19 protein-coding genes are annotated in these 14,130 nt (G+C 48.9%); 11 read left to right on the forward strand and 8 right to left on the reverse strand.

From position 1 onward, the window contains the following. Window positions 1-162 precede the first annotated feature (162 nt). The 5 genes from KNO98_RS06660 to KNO98_RS06680 form a co-directional block, all read right to left on the reverse strand. Window positions 163-999 carry an ABC transporter ATP-binding protein gene (locus tag KNO98_RS06660; RefSeq protein WP_214700069.1) on the reverse strand — a complete coding sequence of 279 codons (837 nt, stop codon included), beginning with the start codon at window positions 997-999 and terminating at the stop codon, window positions 163-165. Beyond that, window positions 1,000-2,028: a FecCD family ABC transporter permease gene (locus KNO98_RS06665; protein ID WP_371742761.1), complete on the reverse strand. Its 1,029-nt coding sequence runs from the start codon at window positions 2,026-2,028 to the stop codon at window positions 1,000-1,002. Next, on the reverse strand, window positions 2,028-3,053 hold the full coding sequence (locus KNO98_RS06670; RefSeq protein ID WP_214700073.1) for a FecCD family ABC transporter permease: 1,026 nt from the start codon (window positions 3,051-3,053) through the stop codon (window positions 2,028-2,030). The genes KNO98_RS06665 and KNO98_RS06670 overlap by 1 nt, the downstream gene beginning before the upstream one ends. Next, the gene (locus KNO98_RS06675) at window positions 3,050-4,081 is read right to left on the reverse strand and encodes an iron-siderophore ABC transporter substrate-binding protein (protein WP_214700458.1); all 1,032 of its coding nucleotides are present in this window, start codon (window positions 4,079-4,081) and stop codon (window positions 3,050-3,052) included. The genes KNO98_RS06670 and KNO98_RS06675 overlap by 4 nt, the downstream gene beginning before the upstream one ends. Window positions 4,082-4,237: 156 nt before the next feature. Next, the gene (locus KNO98_RS06680) at window positions 4,238-4,831 is read right to left on the reverse strand and encodes an FMN-binding negative transcriptional regulator (RefSeq protein ID WP_214700075.1); all 594 of its coding nucleotides are present in this window, start codon (window positions 4,829-4,831) and stop codon (window positions 4,238-4,240) included. Between the two features lie 98 nt (window positions 4,832-4,929). Here KNO98_RS06680 and KNO98_RS06685 point away from each other — a divergent pair, with 98 nt between their 5' ends. The 3 genes from KNO98_RS06685 to KNO98_RS06695 all read left to right on the forward strand — a co-directional run bounded on the left by KNO98_RS06685 (window position 4,930) and on the right by KNO98_RS06695 (window position 6,102). Then, a complete protein-coding gene (locus tag KNO98_RS06685; RefSeq protein ID WP_214700077.1) occupies window positions 4,930-5,436 on the forward strand; it encodes a peroxiredoxin family protein in 507 nt (168 codons plus the stop codon). Window positions 5,437-5,546: 110 nt separating this feature from the next. After that, window positions 5,547-5,768 carry a hypothetical protein gene (locus KNO98_RS06690; protein WP_214700079.1) on the forward strand — a complete coding sequence of 74 codons (222 nt, stop codon included), beginning with the start codon at window positions 5,547-5,549 and terminating at the stop codon, window positions 5,766-5,768. Then, window positions 5,701-6,102, forward strand: a complete 402-nt coding sequence (locus KNO98_RS06695) for a thioredoxin family protein (RefSeq protein ID WP_214700081.1) — start codon at window positions 5,701-5,703, stop codon at window positions 6,100-6,102. Before KNO98_RS06690 ends, KNO98_RS06695 begins: the two co-directional genes overlap by 68 nt. Before the next feature lie 29 nt (window positions 6,103-6,131). Here the strand turns inward: KNO98_RS06695 and KNO98_RS06700 are convergent, their stop codons facing one another. After that, on the reverse strand, window positions 6,132-6,356 hold the full coding sequence (locus tag KNO98_RS06700; RefSeq protein ID WP_214700083.1) for a glutaredoxin domain-containing protein: 225 nt from the start codon (window positions 6,354-6,356) through the stop codon (window positions 6,132-6,134). Between the two features lie 80 nt (window positions 6,357-6,436). Between KNO98_RS06700 and KNO98_RS06705 the strand changes: the two genes are divergently transcribed. The 6 genes from KNO98_RS06705 (at window position 6,437) to KNO98_RS06730 (ending at window position 11,018) form a co-directional block, all read left to right on the forward strand. Next, window positions 6,437-7,117: a Crp/Fnr family transcriptional regulator gene (locus tag KNO98_RS06705; protein ID WP_214700085.1), complete on the forward strand. Its 681-nt coding sequence runs from the start codon at window positions 6,437-6,439 to the stop codon at window positions 7,115-7,117. Window positions 7,118-7,128: 11 nt separating this feature from the next. Next, window positions 7,129-7,794 (forward strand): haloacid dehalogenase type II, encoded by a 666-nt coding sequence (locus KNO98_RS06710; RefSeq protein ID WP_214700087.1) that lies wholly within the window; start codon window positions 7,129-7,131, stop codon window positions 7,792-7,794. A gap of 58 nt (window positions 7,795-7,852) precedes the next feature. Further along, window positions 7,853-8,209 carry a DUF2200 domain-containing protein gene (locus KNO98_RS06715; protein ID WP_214700089.1) on the forward strand — a complete coding sequence of 119 codons (357 nt, stop codon included), beginning with the start codon at window positions 7,853-7,855 and terminating at the stop codon, window positions 8,207-8,209. A gap of 226 nt (window positions 8,210-8,435) precedes the next feature. After that, window positions 8,436-8,636: a DUF1801 domain-containing protein gene (locus tag KNO98_RS14820; protein WP_371742763.1), complete on the forward strand. Its 201-nt coding sequence runs from the start codon at window positions 8,436-8,438 to the stop codon at window positions 8,634-8,636. Window positions 8,637-8,714: 78 nt separating this feature from the next. After that, window positions 8,715-9,356, forward strand: coding sequence for a TVP38/TMEM64 family protein (locus KNO98_RS06725; protein ID WP_214700091.1), 642 nt, complete (start codon window positions 8,715-8,717; stop codon window positions 9,354-9,356). 129 nt (window positions 9,357-9,485) lie between these two features. Beyond that, a complete protein-coding gene (locus tag KNO98_RS06730; RefSeq protein ID WP_214700093.1) occupies window positions 9,486-11,018 on the forward strand; it encodes a methyl-accepting chemotaxis protein in 1,533 nt (510 codons plus the stop codon). Between the two features lie 38 nt (window positions 11,019-11,056). Here KNO98_RS06730 and KNO98_RS06735 read toward each other — a convergent pair whose 3' ends face one another. Beyond that, window positions 11,057-11,914, reverse strand: coding sequence for an SDR family oxidoreductase (locus KNO98_RS06735; protein WP_214700095.1), 858 nt, complete (start codon window positions 11,912-11,914; stop codon window positions 11,057-11,059). Window positions 11,915-12,062: 148 nt separating this feature from the next. Here KNO98_RS06735 and KNO98_RS06740 point away from each other — a divergent pair, with 148 nt between their 5' ends. After that, a complete protein-coding gene (locus KNO98_RS06740; RefSeq protein WP_214700097.1) occupies window positions 12,063-12,980 on the forward strand; it encodes a TerC family protein in 918 nt (305 codons plus the stop codon). Between the two features lie 89 nt (window positions 12,981-13,069). Next, window positions 13,070-13,231 (forward strand): hypothetical protein, encoded by a 162-nt coding sequence (locus KNO98_RS06745; protein ID WP_214700099.1) that lies wholly within the window; start codon window positions 13,070-13,072, stop codon window positions 13,229-13,231. A gap of 46 nt (window positions 13,232-13,277) precedes the next feature. Here KNO98_RS06745 and KNO98_RS06750 read toward each other — a convergent pair whose 3' ends face one another. Continuing rightward, complete coding sequence (locus KNO98_RS06750) at window positions 13,278-13,994, reverse strand: peptidoglycan DD-metalloendopeptidase family protein (RefSeq protein WP_214700101.1); 717 nt, start codon at window positions 13,992-13,994, stop codon at window positions 13,278-13,280. Window positions 13,995-14,130 lie beyond the last annotated feature (136 nt).

The following is a 14,130-nucleotide window of genomic DNA, read 5'->3' on the forward strand; positions in this document are numbered from 1 at the left end:
CGAATATCGAATGAACTGATGCCAGTCCCCATGCCTCTCATTTTTAGGCAGGATTTTTAGCATACACCCACCCCGAAGAGAAGTCAACGACTTTTTACAAACGCTTTCATGAACAAACAAAAAAAGAAGGAACTCTCGCTCCTTCTCCCCTCTGTTTCCCCTTTATACCAACTCAAGTTGCGCGACAGCCGCCTCTTCCGTTTCCGTCTGCACGTGATGACGACCGATTGGAATGACGGAAGGTGAACCGGATACCGGGTCACACATGACCGAGCAGCGAAGGTTGAAGACCCGATGGATCAAATCACACGTGATGACGTCCGACGGCTTCCCTTCTGCAATCAACTTCCCTTTATCGAGTGCGAAGATATAGTCCGCATAACGCGCCGACAAGTTGATATCGTGCAGCACCATGACGATCGTCGTCCCGTACTTCCGGTTCAAATCCGTCAACAAATCGAGAATTTCGACTTGGTACGTGATATCGAGATATGTCGTCGGTTCATCTAAAAAGAGGACGTCCGTCTGTTGGGCAAGTGCCATCGCAATCCAGACGCGTTGACGCTGTCCGCCTGACAACTCATCAATCGGACGGTCCGCGAACTCGGTGATGTTCATCATCTCCATCGCTTCAGCGACAGCCTCGTAATCGGCTTTCGTCCATCCCTTCAAGAATGATTGATGCGGATAACGACCGCGACCGACGAGATCGGCGACCGTGATCCCTTCCGGTACGACCGGGGACTGTGGCAACATCCCGAGGACACGCGCTAGCTTTTTCGGTGCCATCTTCGAGATCGGTTTATCGTAGAGCGTCACTTGACCGGCAATCGGTTTGATGAGGCGTGCCATCGTCTTCAGTAGCGTCGACTTCCCGCAACCGTTCGCACCGATGATGATGCTGATCTGATTGCTCGGAATTTCAAGGCTGATATCGTTCAAAATCATCTTGTCCTCGTATCCTGAGGTGAGATGTTCCACTTTCATAATGGATGCCATTTAGAAGTCCCCTTTCTGGTTCATCCGAATCAACAAGTATAAGAGATAAGGCGCGCCGATGATGCCGGTGATGACACCGACCGGATAACGTGCCATGAAGGCGAATTGTCCGACGAGGTCAGCCGCGAGCACTAAGATAATCCCGACAAGCGCCGCTGGGAGGATTCCCGCATGGTTCATTCCGACGAGACGTTTCGCGATGGGCCCTGCCAAAAAGGCGATAAAGGCGATTGGGCCCGTCGTCGCCGTCGCAAGCGCGAGCATGAACACTGCAGCAATGATGAGAAGCAACCGGGTCTGGTTCGTATTGATCCCGAGCCCTGTCGCCGCCATCTCCCCGAGCTCGAGCATTTCGAGCTGACGAGTGAGTAACAGGACAATCGGTAAACAGATGAGCACTGTTATGATTAAAGGCGGCAACTCCTCAAGTTTCGCCCCATTTAAACTTCCTGTCAACCACCGCATGGCCATCGCGACATCGTTTTGTCGACTGATGAGCAGTAAGTAATTGATGACCGCTGTCAGCATCGCCTGAATCCCAATCCCGACCAAGACGAGACGACCGATGGAAAACGCGGCACCTTTCGATAGAAAATAAATCACGAGCACGGTGACGAGCCCTCCGATAATCGAGGCAATCGAGATGATGGCCTCACTCGACTGAAGGACGACGATACAGAAGACAGCCGCCGCACTCGAACCGGTTGTGATCCCGATGACGTTCGGGTTGGCGAGCGGGTTACGGAGCATCGTTTGGAAAATCGTTCCCGCGACCCCGAATGCCGCTCCGGCGAAGACGCCGGCGAGCATACGCGGGAGACGAAGTACCTCTACGGCGAACGTCGCTCCTTTTACGTCTTCCCCGAGCAAGACGCGGATGACATCTTGAACGGGATAAATCGTATTACCCAACATGAGCATTAACCCGCTCAATAAAATCGCGATGACGGTCAAGATAAGCGTCATGCCAACATAACGACGGCGACGCTTCATCCGTCCTTGTCTGATTTGTTCAATCGCTGGTTGCATCATAGTCCTCGTACTTTCACTTTCATTGTCAATAGAATCAAGATCGGAGCCCCGATGAACGCCGTCACAATCCCGACCTCGAGCTCCCCCGGGCTTCCGAGCAAACGTCCGATGACGTCTGAGAAGGTCAGAATAATTGCACCGGCTAGAGCAGACATCGGCATGAGATAACGCTGATCCGGACCGAGCACGAGTCGAATCAAGTGCGGGGCGAGAAGTCCGATAAACCCAATCGGTCCGGCGAGCGCCGTCGCCGCCCCGCAAAGAATGACGCCTGCGAACGAGGAGGTCAGTTTCAGCGTCCCTGTCCGAACGCCGAGACTTTTCGCCATCTCTTCCCCGAGCGCGAGCGCGTTCAAGGAAGGCGCTGTTACGACCGCGATCACGAGACCGATCAATAAGAAAGGTAAAAACGTATAGATCGAATCGATGTTTCCCGCACCGACACTCCCGACTTGCCAAAAACGGAACTGGTCCATGACGTTCGAACGTGGGATCATGAGTGCCATGACGAGTGATGATAACGCCGCACTCGTCGCCGCACCTGCCAAGACGAGTTTGAGCGGAGTCGCCCCGCCTCGACCGAGCGAACCGATGCCAAAGACGAAGATGGCCGTCAACAGCGCCCCGACGAGCGCGAACCAGATGAACGCACTCGCTGTCGAGATGTTAAAAAACGCGATGCCGATGACGACGGCGAGCGCAGCTCCTGTGTTGACCCCGAGAATGCTCGGGTCAGCGATCGGGTTACGCGTCACAGACTGCATGAGCGCCCCCGCCACACCGAGTGCCGCCCCGCACATGAAACTGAAGATTGTTCGGACGACCCGCTCTCGGACGATGTCCGCTTCATACGACTGAACAGCCGGGCGAAATAAACCGTCCAGCAGTTCATTCCACCCGACTGTCCGTGAGCCGAAGGCAAGGGATGCCAAAATGCACAGCACCGTCAATACGAGCGTCCCGATGAGAAGAAGTGGAAAGTGTTTTGGCGTGTGCATCTGTTTGATTTGTGATTGCATCATTTTACTTTCGCAAGGGCATCCGATACGCGTGAGACGTACTCATCAATCGTATATTCGATTGAGAGTGGCGTCGGTGTTCCAGCCGCTGCGAGTGGTGTGTTGTCTTCGATCAAGACGACCGAACCACGCTCGATGGCTGGTACTTTACTGTAGAGCGGGTCTGCTTGAAGCGCCTTCAACGTGTCTTCATTTCCGTAAGTGACGAAGATGTCGACGTCATTCAAGATGTCGGCGTTCTCTTTACTGAGTTCAAGATAGAAGCTATCTGCTTTTTCCGCTTCATCTAAAATGTTTTGTGGATACTCCATACCGAGCTCTTCAATGAAAGCACCTCTAGGGTCACCCGTTGTGTAAATATAGAATTTTGAAAGGTCTTCCGCGCTCATCGAAACGAAAGCGGCTTTTTTACCGGCAATCTCAGAAACGGCTGTCGCCTTGTCTGTAATCAACTGCTCCGTGTCTTTAATCAATTGTTCGCCTTCTTCACCAAGTCCCATCGCGAGTGAGTCATAGCGAACCATGTCTTGCCATGATGTGACCCAAGGTGTCTCTTTGTAAGCGACGACCGGTGCGATTTGGCTGAGCGTGTCATAATCTTCTTGCGTGATGCCTGAGTAGGCCGCTAAGATGACGTCCGGATTTGAATCGGCAATTGCTTCAAAGTCTAATCCATCTGTATCTTGATAGATGTTCGGGTTCTCTTCCCCGAGCGCTTTCAACTTCTCAGCTGTCCATGGAAGCATGCCGCTGTCATCTTGGACACCGTAGTTCGCAGCCGAGAGTCCGACCGGTACAACGTCGAGCGCAAGTGCGACGTCATGGTTCCCCCATGAAATCGTAGCGACACGCTCTGGCTTTTCTTCGATGACCGTCTCACCGAATGCATGCTCAATCGTGATCGGATAACCTTCTGCCGATTCCTCTGTACCTTCATTCGTGGAAGCGTTCTCAGCTTCTTCTGAACCACAACCGGCTAAAATGAGTGCAAACGCCGAAGCGAAGACGAACATATGTAACCACTTCTTCATTGTCTTGTTCACGTTATTTTCTCCTTTTCGAACTTCTCTGTATTTTGTCGATACTGATAATCATTATCATTTATGAGTATAGACGTGCATCTAAGTCATGTCAACCGCTATTCGGCAAAGAAATATGAAAAAACCTGTCTTTTTAGGACAGGTTGATTACAACTCCCGATGGCGTCGCATGACATCAGCAATCGGTTCATCTTGTTTTTCAAGCTCTGATACAATCCGTTCATGATCCATATCATTTCGATTTTGACTTAATTTGAACGTCGCCTGCACGTCAGTGATCTCAATCCGAAATCCGACGACACCGTGCATTTGTCGCTTTACCGGTTCTGATAATGTATCCCAACGCACTGCATGCTCACGTTCCCCTTCATGCTCGTGAAGTAATCCTGCTAGTTCCTCAACCAACTCGTTTTCATTGAGAATCGTCGCACGCCCATACACGTGTACGGCTTGATAATTCCAAGTCGATACGTCTTCGTGCCCGTACCAGGATGCTGATACGTATGCGTCCGGTCCTTGGAAGATGACGAGGACCGTCTGTTCTTCAATCGTTCGCCACTGTGGATTCGCTTTTGACACGTGAGTCGTCAGTTGACCGTTCACCTCGTCAAATCGTAAAGGAACGTGCGTCGCAATCGGTTTGTCCCCGTCATGCGTGACGATGGTACCGAATGGATGGGCATGGAGAAACGCATGGATGTCTTTTTGGTTACTTGCGATATACTGTTTAGGGATGTACATTAAATTCCTCCTATCTTGTTAGCTGGCTTACAAACAAACTGAGCATGACATGTTAGGATAAAAACCTCACTAAAATTAAAACGCGAGGAGGAACACCATTGTCTACACTTTTAAATTTACGCGACAAGGTCCCTGACTTCAATTTACCAGATGTATCTGGAAACACATTCTCTCTTTCAGACTCGATTGAGCAACACGACGGATGGCATCTTATTATATTCTTCCGCGGTGCCTGGTGTCCGGTCTGTGTCCAAGACTTAAAAGAACTTGAAAGCCAACAAGGCTATTTCCAAAATAAAGACATTCGTCTCGTGACGATTTCGACCGATAAGATAAAAGATTTGAAAAAAATGGTCGACGACAACGCACTTAATTTCCCTGTCCTTCAAGATGAGTCACTCGATACGCTCCTCAATTATGGCGTGCACTACCATGGGGCCGATGCGCCATATCACGACCATGGCGAACATGGAGAACCTGCTTATTATCTCATTGATGAGAGCGGACAATTGTTGTATCAACAAATCCAGACAAGCCCGTTCGGTAGACCGACCGCAACTGAACTCCGAAAAATTATCCAGTATATTCAAAAAAATCTTAAATGAGAAAGTGGCGCCAGTATGGCGTCATTTTTTTCTTGATTGTAAGACTGGTTACAGAATTATCGAATCATACACGATACCCTTATCTTATCAAATCAGACGAAATGAAGAAGATGAAACGGTATGTGGTCAACAGCGTTATCAGTGGAGTAATTGGCTGGATTTTGTTCGGGCTATTTATGCAGATAATCGGTATGGGGACAAATCGTGCGAATGTATTTACACCTGATCAGCTAATGAACCTCGGGACACATCTCTTCTTCTCAATTGTCTTGGCCATCGTTTTTAAATTACGCACCGAAAAACAAGTCGCACCAAAAGCAGCCGTGCGCTAATGGAGGAAAGCACATGAAGATTACAACGGAGCAACAATTCGAACAACTTATTTCATCTAACCAGTACACAATCGTCAAGTTCTATACGGACTGGTGTCCAGACTGCAGACGGCTAGACGCCTTTATGCCAGACATCACATCGATACTTGGTGATGTTCTGGTGCATACTTTGAACAAAGACGAATTAGCCACCCTATCTGAACGCGAACAAGTGATAGGGATTCCGAGCCTTCTCGTTTACAAAAACGGTGAAAAAATTGGACATCTTCATAGTGCAAACGCAAAGACACCAGGAGAAGTCACCGAGTTCCTTTCGGCATACGTCACATCATAATAAAAGGGAGCCATTCGCTCCCTCTTTGTTTATTTCATTGACTCCAGCTTGTCCCACAGCAATTTTCCGGAGAAAACCCGAGTTTCATAAATGAGAGTTGGTAGCACAAATTCACGGGTCAGACTACGAAGTTCTTCGATATAGCACGGGTACTCGAATAAATTTTTTTCGATGAAAGAAATACCTAGCTGTTGTAAACGGTGTTTGACGAAGTGTGAACGAGAACAACCGTCAATGGTATAAAGTTGAATCATAAGGCTCCCCCCTTTTTTTTATTTTATCGTTTACAATGAATTTAAACCGTAAGACAGATTACAAGAAAGAAGTGACATAGATGGATAAATTAACATTACTCTCTCACATCAGTCTCTTCGAAGAGCTCCCGATGCAGGAATTAAAAGTAATCGATGCGATGAGCCAGATGCGTCCTGTCAAAAAAGGGAAAATCATCGTGGCACCGGACGCTCCGTTTCCCGCACTCTTCTTGTTGAAAGAAGGACAAGTCCGCCTCTATCGAATGAATCAACACGGAAAACAATTCACTGTAGACATCTTGACGAGCGGAAATATTTTCGGCGAAACGGCGACGCTAGCGTTGACCGATGACGACTTGTACGCCGAGGCGATGACGGATACATATTTGTGCACAATTAGTGTTGAAGAGTTCGAACAGTTCATCGAGAAAAATCCAAAAATCGCCTTAAAACTGATTAACATCCTCTCCGAACGACTAAAAGACGTATACGCGCTCAGTGAAAAAATTGCCCTGACCGACGTGAAATACCGCATCCTTTATCTCCTCCTAAAATTGAGCGAGAAAAGTGGCGAGCGGAAAAAAGAGTGGCAGACAATCAATATTAAACTGACTCATGCCGATATCGCCGCCATGGTCGGGACAACACGTGAAACGACGAGTGTCATTATGTCTAACTTGAAGAAAGAAGGGTATATCAAAAAAGGACTGCGACTATCCATTCACGCAGACAAAGTGAAACAGGCGCTACAAGACCTTTAGGAGGAAATTTGATGAAACCCACAATTAAAGCAATCGTCTTTGACGTATACGGCACATTATTCGACGTCCATTCCGTGAAGGACGCCTGTGAACAAGAGTTCCCTGAAAAAGGAGCAGCTATCAGTCAAGTGTGGCGAACGAAACAACTTGAGTATTTCTTTTGGCGGCACATGATGGGACGGTATGAAGATTTCGATACAGTGACCCGGGACGCACTCCGTTACGCGCTCGACGTGCATGATGCAAAAGCGACGGATGAAATCGAACAACATCTGATTGCATCGTATGCGCACCTCACCCCGTATGAGGAGGTCGAGTCGGTCCTAAAAGAGCTGCATGACGTGAAGACCGTCATCCTTTCGAACGGGACAGACGAGATGCTCGAGGTATTGCTTCAAAACGCCGGACTTACCGACTATTTCGATGAAGTCGTCAGCGTCGACGGCATCAAACAACCAAAACCAACGCCAGCCGCCTATATGCATTGGTTCAAGACGTCCGGTCTTCGTCGTGACGAGGTGCTCTTCTTATCGTCGAACGGATGGGACATCGCCGGGGCGAAAAACTTCGGCTTCCATGCGGCCTGGATCAATCGAAACGAGTTGCCGTTCGAAGCGTTCGATGTGGAGCCGGATGAAATCTATGAAGCTTTGAATGGAATTCTGGAATGGGTGTAACCAGCTTCGCTCGAAATATGAGAAAATAAAGAAAACATGACCGAAACGAGGGAGACACATGGCACATCGCATCTACACGACAAGCTTTGCGAGCGTCTATCCACACTACGTCGAAAAAGCCGAACGAAAAGGACGAACGAAGGAAGAGGTCGACTCGATCATCGAGTGGTTGACGGGATATGACGAGACCGGACTCGAGCGTCAACTTGCGGACGAAGTAGATTTCGATACGTTCTTCGCTTCGGCACCACACCTAAATGAAGACCGTACCCTCATCAAAGGCGTCGTTTGTGGTGTACGTGTCGAAAACGTCGAAGAGCCACTCATGCGCGAGATTCGTTACTTGGATAAACTCATCGATGAGTTGGCGAGGGGCAAGAAAATGGAGAAGATCTTACGAGGAGGCGAATCATGATGGACGTGACGACACTCGTGGACGAGGCACGACTTGATTCTTTCATTCATCTGATTGAGGTCATCGATGAGCATCTACCAGAAGGGTTTGAAAAGACGACCGATGGACATGGGATTCATTACGTCGTCCCACTCGACACATATCCATCCGGGTATCATGTCACACCTCATACTTCCTTACCATTCATCAGTGTAATCGCTCAAAACGTCATATCGGACTCTATCATATGGGCATTTACTCCGATCCTGAATTGCTCGCTTGGTTCAAACAGGAGTATGCGAATCGCGTCCCGACAAAGCTCGATATGGGCAAAAGCTGTATTCGCTTCAATAACGTGAAACGGATCCCGTTTGACTTGGTCGGGGAACTCGTCGAGAAGATGACTGTTGAGGAATGGATTCAGCGCTACGAAGGAAGCCGAGACTAACGCTTCGGTTTTTTCGCACATTCGTATTCTTTCATGAGCTGAGTTTACGGTATGCTTAGAAAAAAGGAGGGACGCCTCATGCCACGTTGGCTAAAAATCACTTTGTTTTTACTCGTATTCGGCACGTTGTTTTATATCACTCATTTCCATTATGAGTTGCGTCCGTCTGACATCCGGGACATCGTCTTATCATTTGGATTTTGGGGTCCACTCTTCTTTATTTTTCTTTATGCCATCGGGCCGGTCGCCTTTTTACCGACATCTGTGCTGTCACTTGGAGCCGGTCTCGCGTTCGGCGTATGGCCAGGAGTCCTCTATATCATCATCGGTGCGACCGCTGCTGCGACGACCGGTTACGTTATGGGGCGCTTTTTCGGCCGCTCGGTTATCAATGTTGACCGTTATCCGTGGTCGGAGAAGCTGTTCACCCAGATGGTACGCCGCGGTTTCTTATATGTGTTCGTCTTACGACTGATCCCCCTCGTCAGTTTTGACTTACTCAGCTACGCCGGCGGAATCTCACGCGTCCGTTTCCGTGCCTTCGTCCCGGCGACCGTGCTCGGCATGATTCCGGGGACGTTCGCTTATAGTTTTCTTGGGGCAAGCCTCGCTTCAGGTAGTGTCACCACGATTTTTATCGCCGCGCTCGTCTTCACCGGGTTGATTGTTGTCACATATATCTTCCGTGAGCCTGTTAAAAAGTGGCTTGGGTTGAATTGAAAACTCATGAAAAGGAGCATCATGCTCTTTTTTTGTGCCGTGAACGTGTAAATAGAATAAACTTCTGTGAACTTCTTCCGATATGTATAGAGCTACAACAAATGAAAACGAGAATGTGAGGAAAGAAACATGAGTTTTACGAAACGAAATCAGTTGATGTTGTTGACGACGTTATTGATTGTAATGACGTCGGTTGTCGTCCATGTGCTTCACCGTTTCACGGAATTTGCTTATACGTATACGATTTTACGAAACGGCGCAGATGACTATGTGTATTCAAGTGTGACGTGGGTGCTCTTCGCACTCCCACTCATCTTCTTCGGAATGATGCTCGTCAGCCTAAAAAGAGAAGGTAAGACGTTCCCGTATTGGATAATGCTCACGCTCACCTTCGCGAGCATCTCGACGGTAGCCGGTGGACAAGGACTCGTTGAATATCACTTCTCGATTTTTGTCGTCTTGGCGATTTTGTCGTTCATGCGTCGAATCGACTTGATTTTATATAGTGCAGGCATCTTCGCAGTCCAACATTTGGCGGGATACTTTTTATTCCCGGCACTCATCTGCGGGACGAGTGATTATCCGTTTAGCTTATTGCTCGTCCACGCTGTATACTTGATTTTGCTCAGTGCCGTACTCGTCGCCCAGATTCATTTCCGCAACAAGGAAACGGAACGTGTCGAGGCGCACGAACAGGAGACGCGACAGTTATTGCGACAAGCGATTCAAGACGTCAGTTCCCTCGTTCAGTCTTTGAATAATCACGCGGAAGAACTCGAATCGGCTGCCAACCAGTCACTTGAATCTGGTGAACAGATCGCCATCACTGTCGACCCGATTGTCGCGCACGCCTCGTCTCAACAAGCTTCCATGGTGCAAGGGGCTGATGAAATTCAATCGATTCGTTCCCTGACAGCACTCATCCAGGAACGGATGGCGCAAACGGCAGCAGCCTCTTCCCGCATCGCCAAAGACGCCCTCTCTGGGAATACGGATATGCGTCTCATGGAAGAAAAAGTACATGAAATCATCACGGAATCCGAGCAACTCAAGCAGATCGTCGCAACGATGATAAATCGTTCCTCTGAAATCCAAGGCATCTTGCAGCAAGTCGGCTCAATCAGTGAACAGACGAATATGCTCGCATTGAACGCATCCATTGAAGCGGCTCGTGCCGGAGAAGCTGGTCGTGGCTTTGCCGTCGTCGCTTCTGAAGTTGGGAAGCTCGCCGCCCAGTCACGTGAATACGCATCCGAGATGACCCGTGTCCTCGGTGGATTGATGGATGATACGACGGTCGTGTCGAAATCGGCTCACCTTTTCAAACAAGCAACAGAGAACTGTCAAACCGTCACGAATGACGTGACGGCCGTCTTCGGTCGCCTCACTGAAGACGTGTCAGAAATCGATGCACAAATCGCGTCGATTCAAGAAACGAGACAACTCGTGACCACGCAGATGGAGACGCTTGAAACACGCCTCGAATCAACGAAACACGCTTCAAGCGAACTGCAACAACAGATTCATCACGTGGCCGCCGCAACGGAAGAACAGGTCGCCGTCCAAAAAGAGCTCAGTTCGATGTCAGACCGTCTTGCCATCACGGCGAACGTACTTGAAGATGTGACGACACAACTCGAAGATCACGCATCACGCACGTAATACAAATGCCCTCGACCAAGCGGTCGGGGGCATTTGTATTATCGGTCGAGTAATTGACGAATTCCTTCTTGAAGCGGTGTGACCGGACGTCCGAGAACCGGTTCAAAGTCGCTCTCGTGAATCTCGAGCGTTCCTTGACGGATGCTTCGTTGAATGCCAGCAAGAAGTGCGACCAGGTCATCGGGCATCCCTGCCCCACGCATCGTCTCTTCGTATGCCTCGAGGCTCAGCTCTTGCATCATCACTTCACGGCCTAACACTTCACTGAGTGCGTCTACAAGATCTTGCTGGGTATGAAGTGGTCCAGACAATTCATAGACAGCACTCTCCTGCTGTTCTTTCAACAGGACATTCGCCGCAGCTTCTGCATAATCTTGTTGCAGTGCCCAACCGACTTTCCCGTCCCGGGCCGCCGTGATCCATGGGGCTCCATCAAGTACAGCTTGCATACTCGACAACTCGTTCTCTAAGTACCAGTTGTTCCGTAAGAACGCGTAAGGTATCCCTGATTCCACGATTGCTTCCTCGGTGACGACGTGTGGAGGTGCCATCAAGTTCTCACTGTCTGTCGCATCGGCGAGACTCGTGTAGGCGATGAATGAAACACCAGCCCGTTTTGCCGCCTCGACCGCGTTCGTATGTTGACGAATCCGCGTGTCGTTATCACCATCTGCCGAGATAATCAACAGACGCTCGACACCTTTGAACGCTTCATCGAGTGTGTCCGGCTGATCGAAGTCACCATGTCGCACATCGACCCCGCGCTCTTTGAGTGAAGCGGCTTTCTCTGGATTCCGTACACTGACAGCTAGATCACTCGTATCAATTGATTTGAGTAGCTCCTCCACAATTTTTGAACCTAGTTTACCCGTTGCTCCGGTGACTAAGTATTTCATGCGGCCATCCCCTTTCTCATGCTTCAGAATATATTCCCGTTCTCTACATGCAATTAACTCGATAACAAAATAACACTTTACTTCAAGTTCATATGAACTTAAATTAATGATATAAAGGTTCGCATGAACTTAAAAGGAGGAATTGTTGTTGACCCTACTTATCGGGTTTTTACTCATCGTCATCTTTATGCTCGCGCTTGACCTCGGGGTGTTTCACCGCAAGGCACACGAAGTCTCGCTCCGCGAGGCGTGGACATGGACGTTCGTCTGGATTGGATTTGCTTTTGTTTTTGGAGGATGGTTATTCTACACGCAAGGCAGTACGGCCGCGACGGAATATGCGAGCGTCTATTTCATCGAGAAGGCACTCGCGATCGATAACGTGTTCGTCTTCTCACTCGTTTTCGCCTATTTCGCCATCCCGCTCAAGTATCAGCACAAAGTGTTGTTCTGGGGGATTCTCGGAGCGATTCTTTTCCGCGCCGTCTTCATCGTCGCTGGGGTATCGTTGTTAGAAAACTTCGGTTGGGTCTACTACGTGTTCGGAGCGTTCCTCGTCTATACGGGTTGGGTGATGTATAAAAATATCGGGAAAGACGAGTCGCTCGAGGAGAACAAGACGATTCGTTGGCTCGAGCGACGCCTTCCGATCACACAAGACATCTCGTCTGGAAAGTTCACGAAACGCATCAACGGGAAGTTGTTCTTCACGCCGCTTTTCATCGCGCTCATTTTCATCGAGTTGTCGGATATCGTCTTCGCTGTCGATTCAGTCGCCGCGAGCTTCGCGTATTCGCGTGACCCGTATATCATCTTCTATGCGAATATCATGGCGATTCTTGGACTTCGTAGTCTCTACTTCGTTCTCGCCAACTTGATCGATCGCTTCTATTACTTGAAGCACGGCCTCAGTTTCATGCTCGTCTTTATCGGGGCGAAGATGATTTTAGGTGATGTGTACAAGATGCCGATCTGGATGTCGCTCGGAACAATCGTTCTCGTCATCTTGATTAGCGTTCTCTATAGTTTCTACAAAACGAAACCTAGTTCGGCCAAACACGTATAATGAATCAATCGATCCATTTCGTCGGTGTTCTTTCTTTGAAATTCTCGGGTAATCATTGAGGTGCACAACTACAGAAAAGGGGATTCACTATGTTTGATCGGATTGGCCTCATGAGTATCGGTCTCGTCTTCGGGATCATCCTCATCTTACTCTTCAACAACTTATTCGGATTAGTGTTCGGTGTCGTTCTTGGCGCGAGCCTCATCGTTGCCAACCAATTCGGACGAAACAAACGAACAACGATCCACTAACCAAAAAGCACGCTCCCCCATCGATTGGGGAGCGCGTGCTTTTGCGTCAAAACATCGTATATGGATTGATACTGTTGGCAGGAGCTGAACTGCTATATACATAGCTGTTCCGGTGTACTTCGAAATGGAGATGGTTCCCGAACGAGTTGCCGGTATTTCCGACGGCTCCGATTGTCGCCCCTTTTGTGACCGTCTGTCCATTGACGACATGGAGGCGGTCGAGGTGTGCGTATACCGTGATGTAGGTTTGGCCATTTAACTGATGGGTCATCATGATGTGATTCCCGTACGCCCCGTAGTTTCGGGAGACAATGACTTGTCCAGACGCGGCTGCCACGACCGGTGTTCCTCTTGGAGCAGCCAAGTCGATGCCGTTATGGAACGTATAACCGTACTGCCCGCTCGCAGGACCATACTTTTGTGTCAACGTCCCTTTTGTCGGGATGATCATTTTTGCAGTCGATGTCGTTGAAAGCGTGGAGACACTATACTTCTTCACATATGTACTCGATACGTAGCGGGATGTCCCGTTGAAATTGATTTTCGTCCATCCCCCGCCCACGCCGAGATATTTGAACGACTGTCCCAACTTCGCGCTACCGACAATCTTATACGTCGTGCCCGGACCCGAACGGACGTTTAAACTGTTGGTCGTGACTTTGACATAATACGTGGTCGCCGCTTCAGCAGGGGTACTGGCTGGAGTGAAGATTACCATGGTGAGTAAGACTGCACAGAAGAGGGAGAGCATCTTTCGTTTCATGTTATGGTAAATCCTTTCAATTATGTATTTAAATTTTTTTATTTTTTATATTATCTTGATGAAAAAATTTTACCACCAAAACGAACCGACAAATATGTCATTTATATTTCAAATAAAGGAAAACAAATTCTAACTT

Source organism: Exiguobacterium sp. s57, assembly GCF_018617685.1.
Taxonomy (GTDB): Bacteria; Bacillota; Bacilli; order Exiguobacteriales; family Exiguobacteriaceae; genus Exiguobacterium; species Exiguobacterium marinum.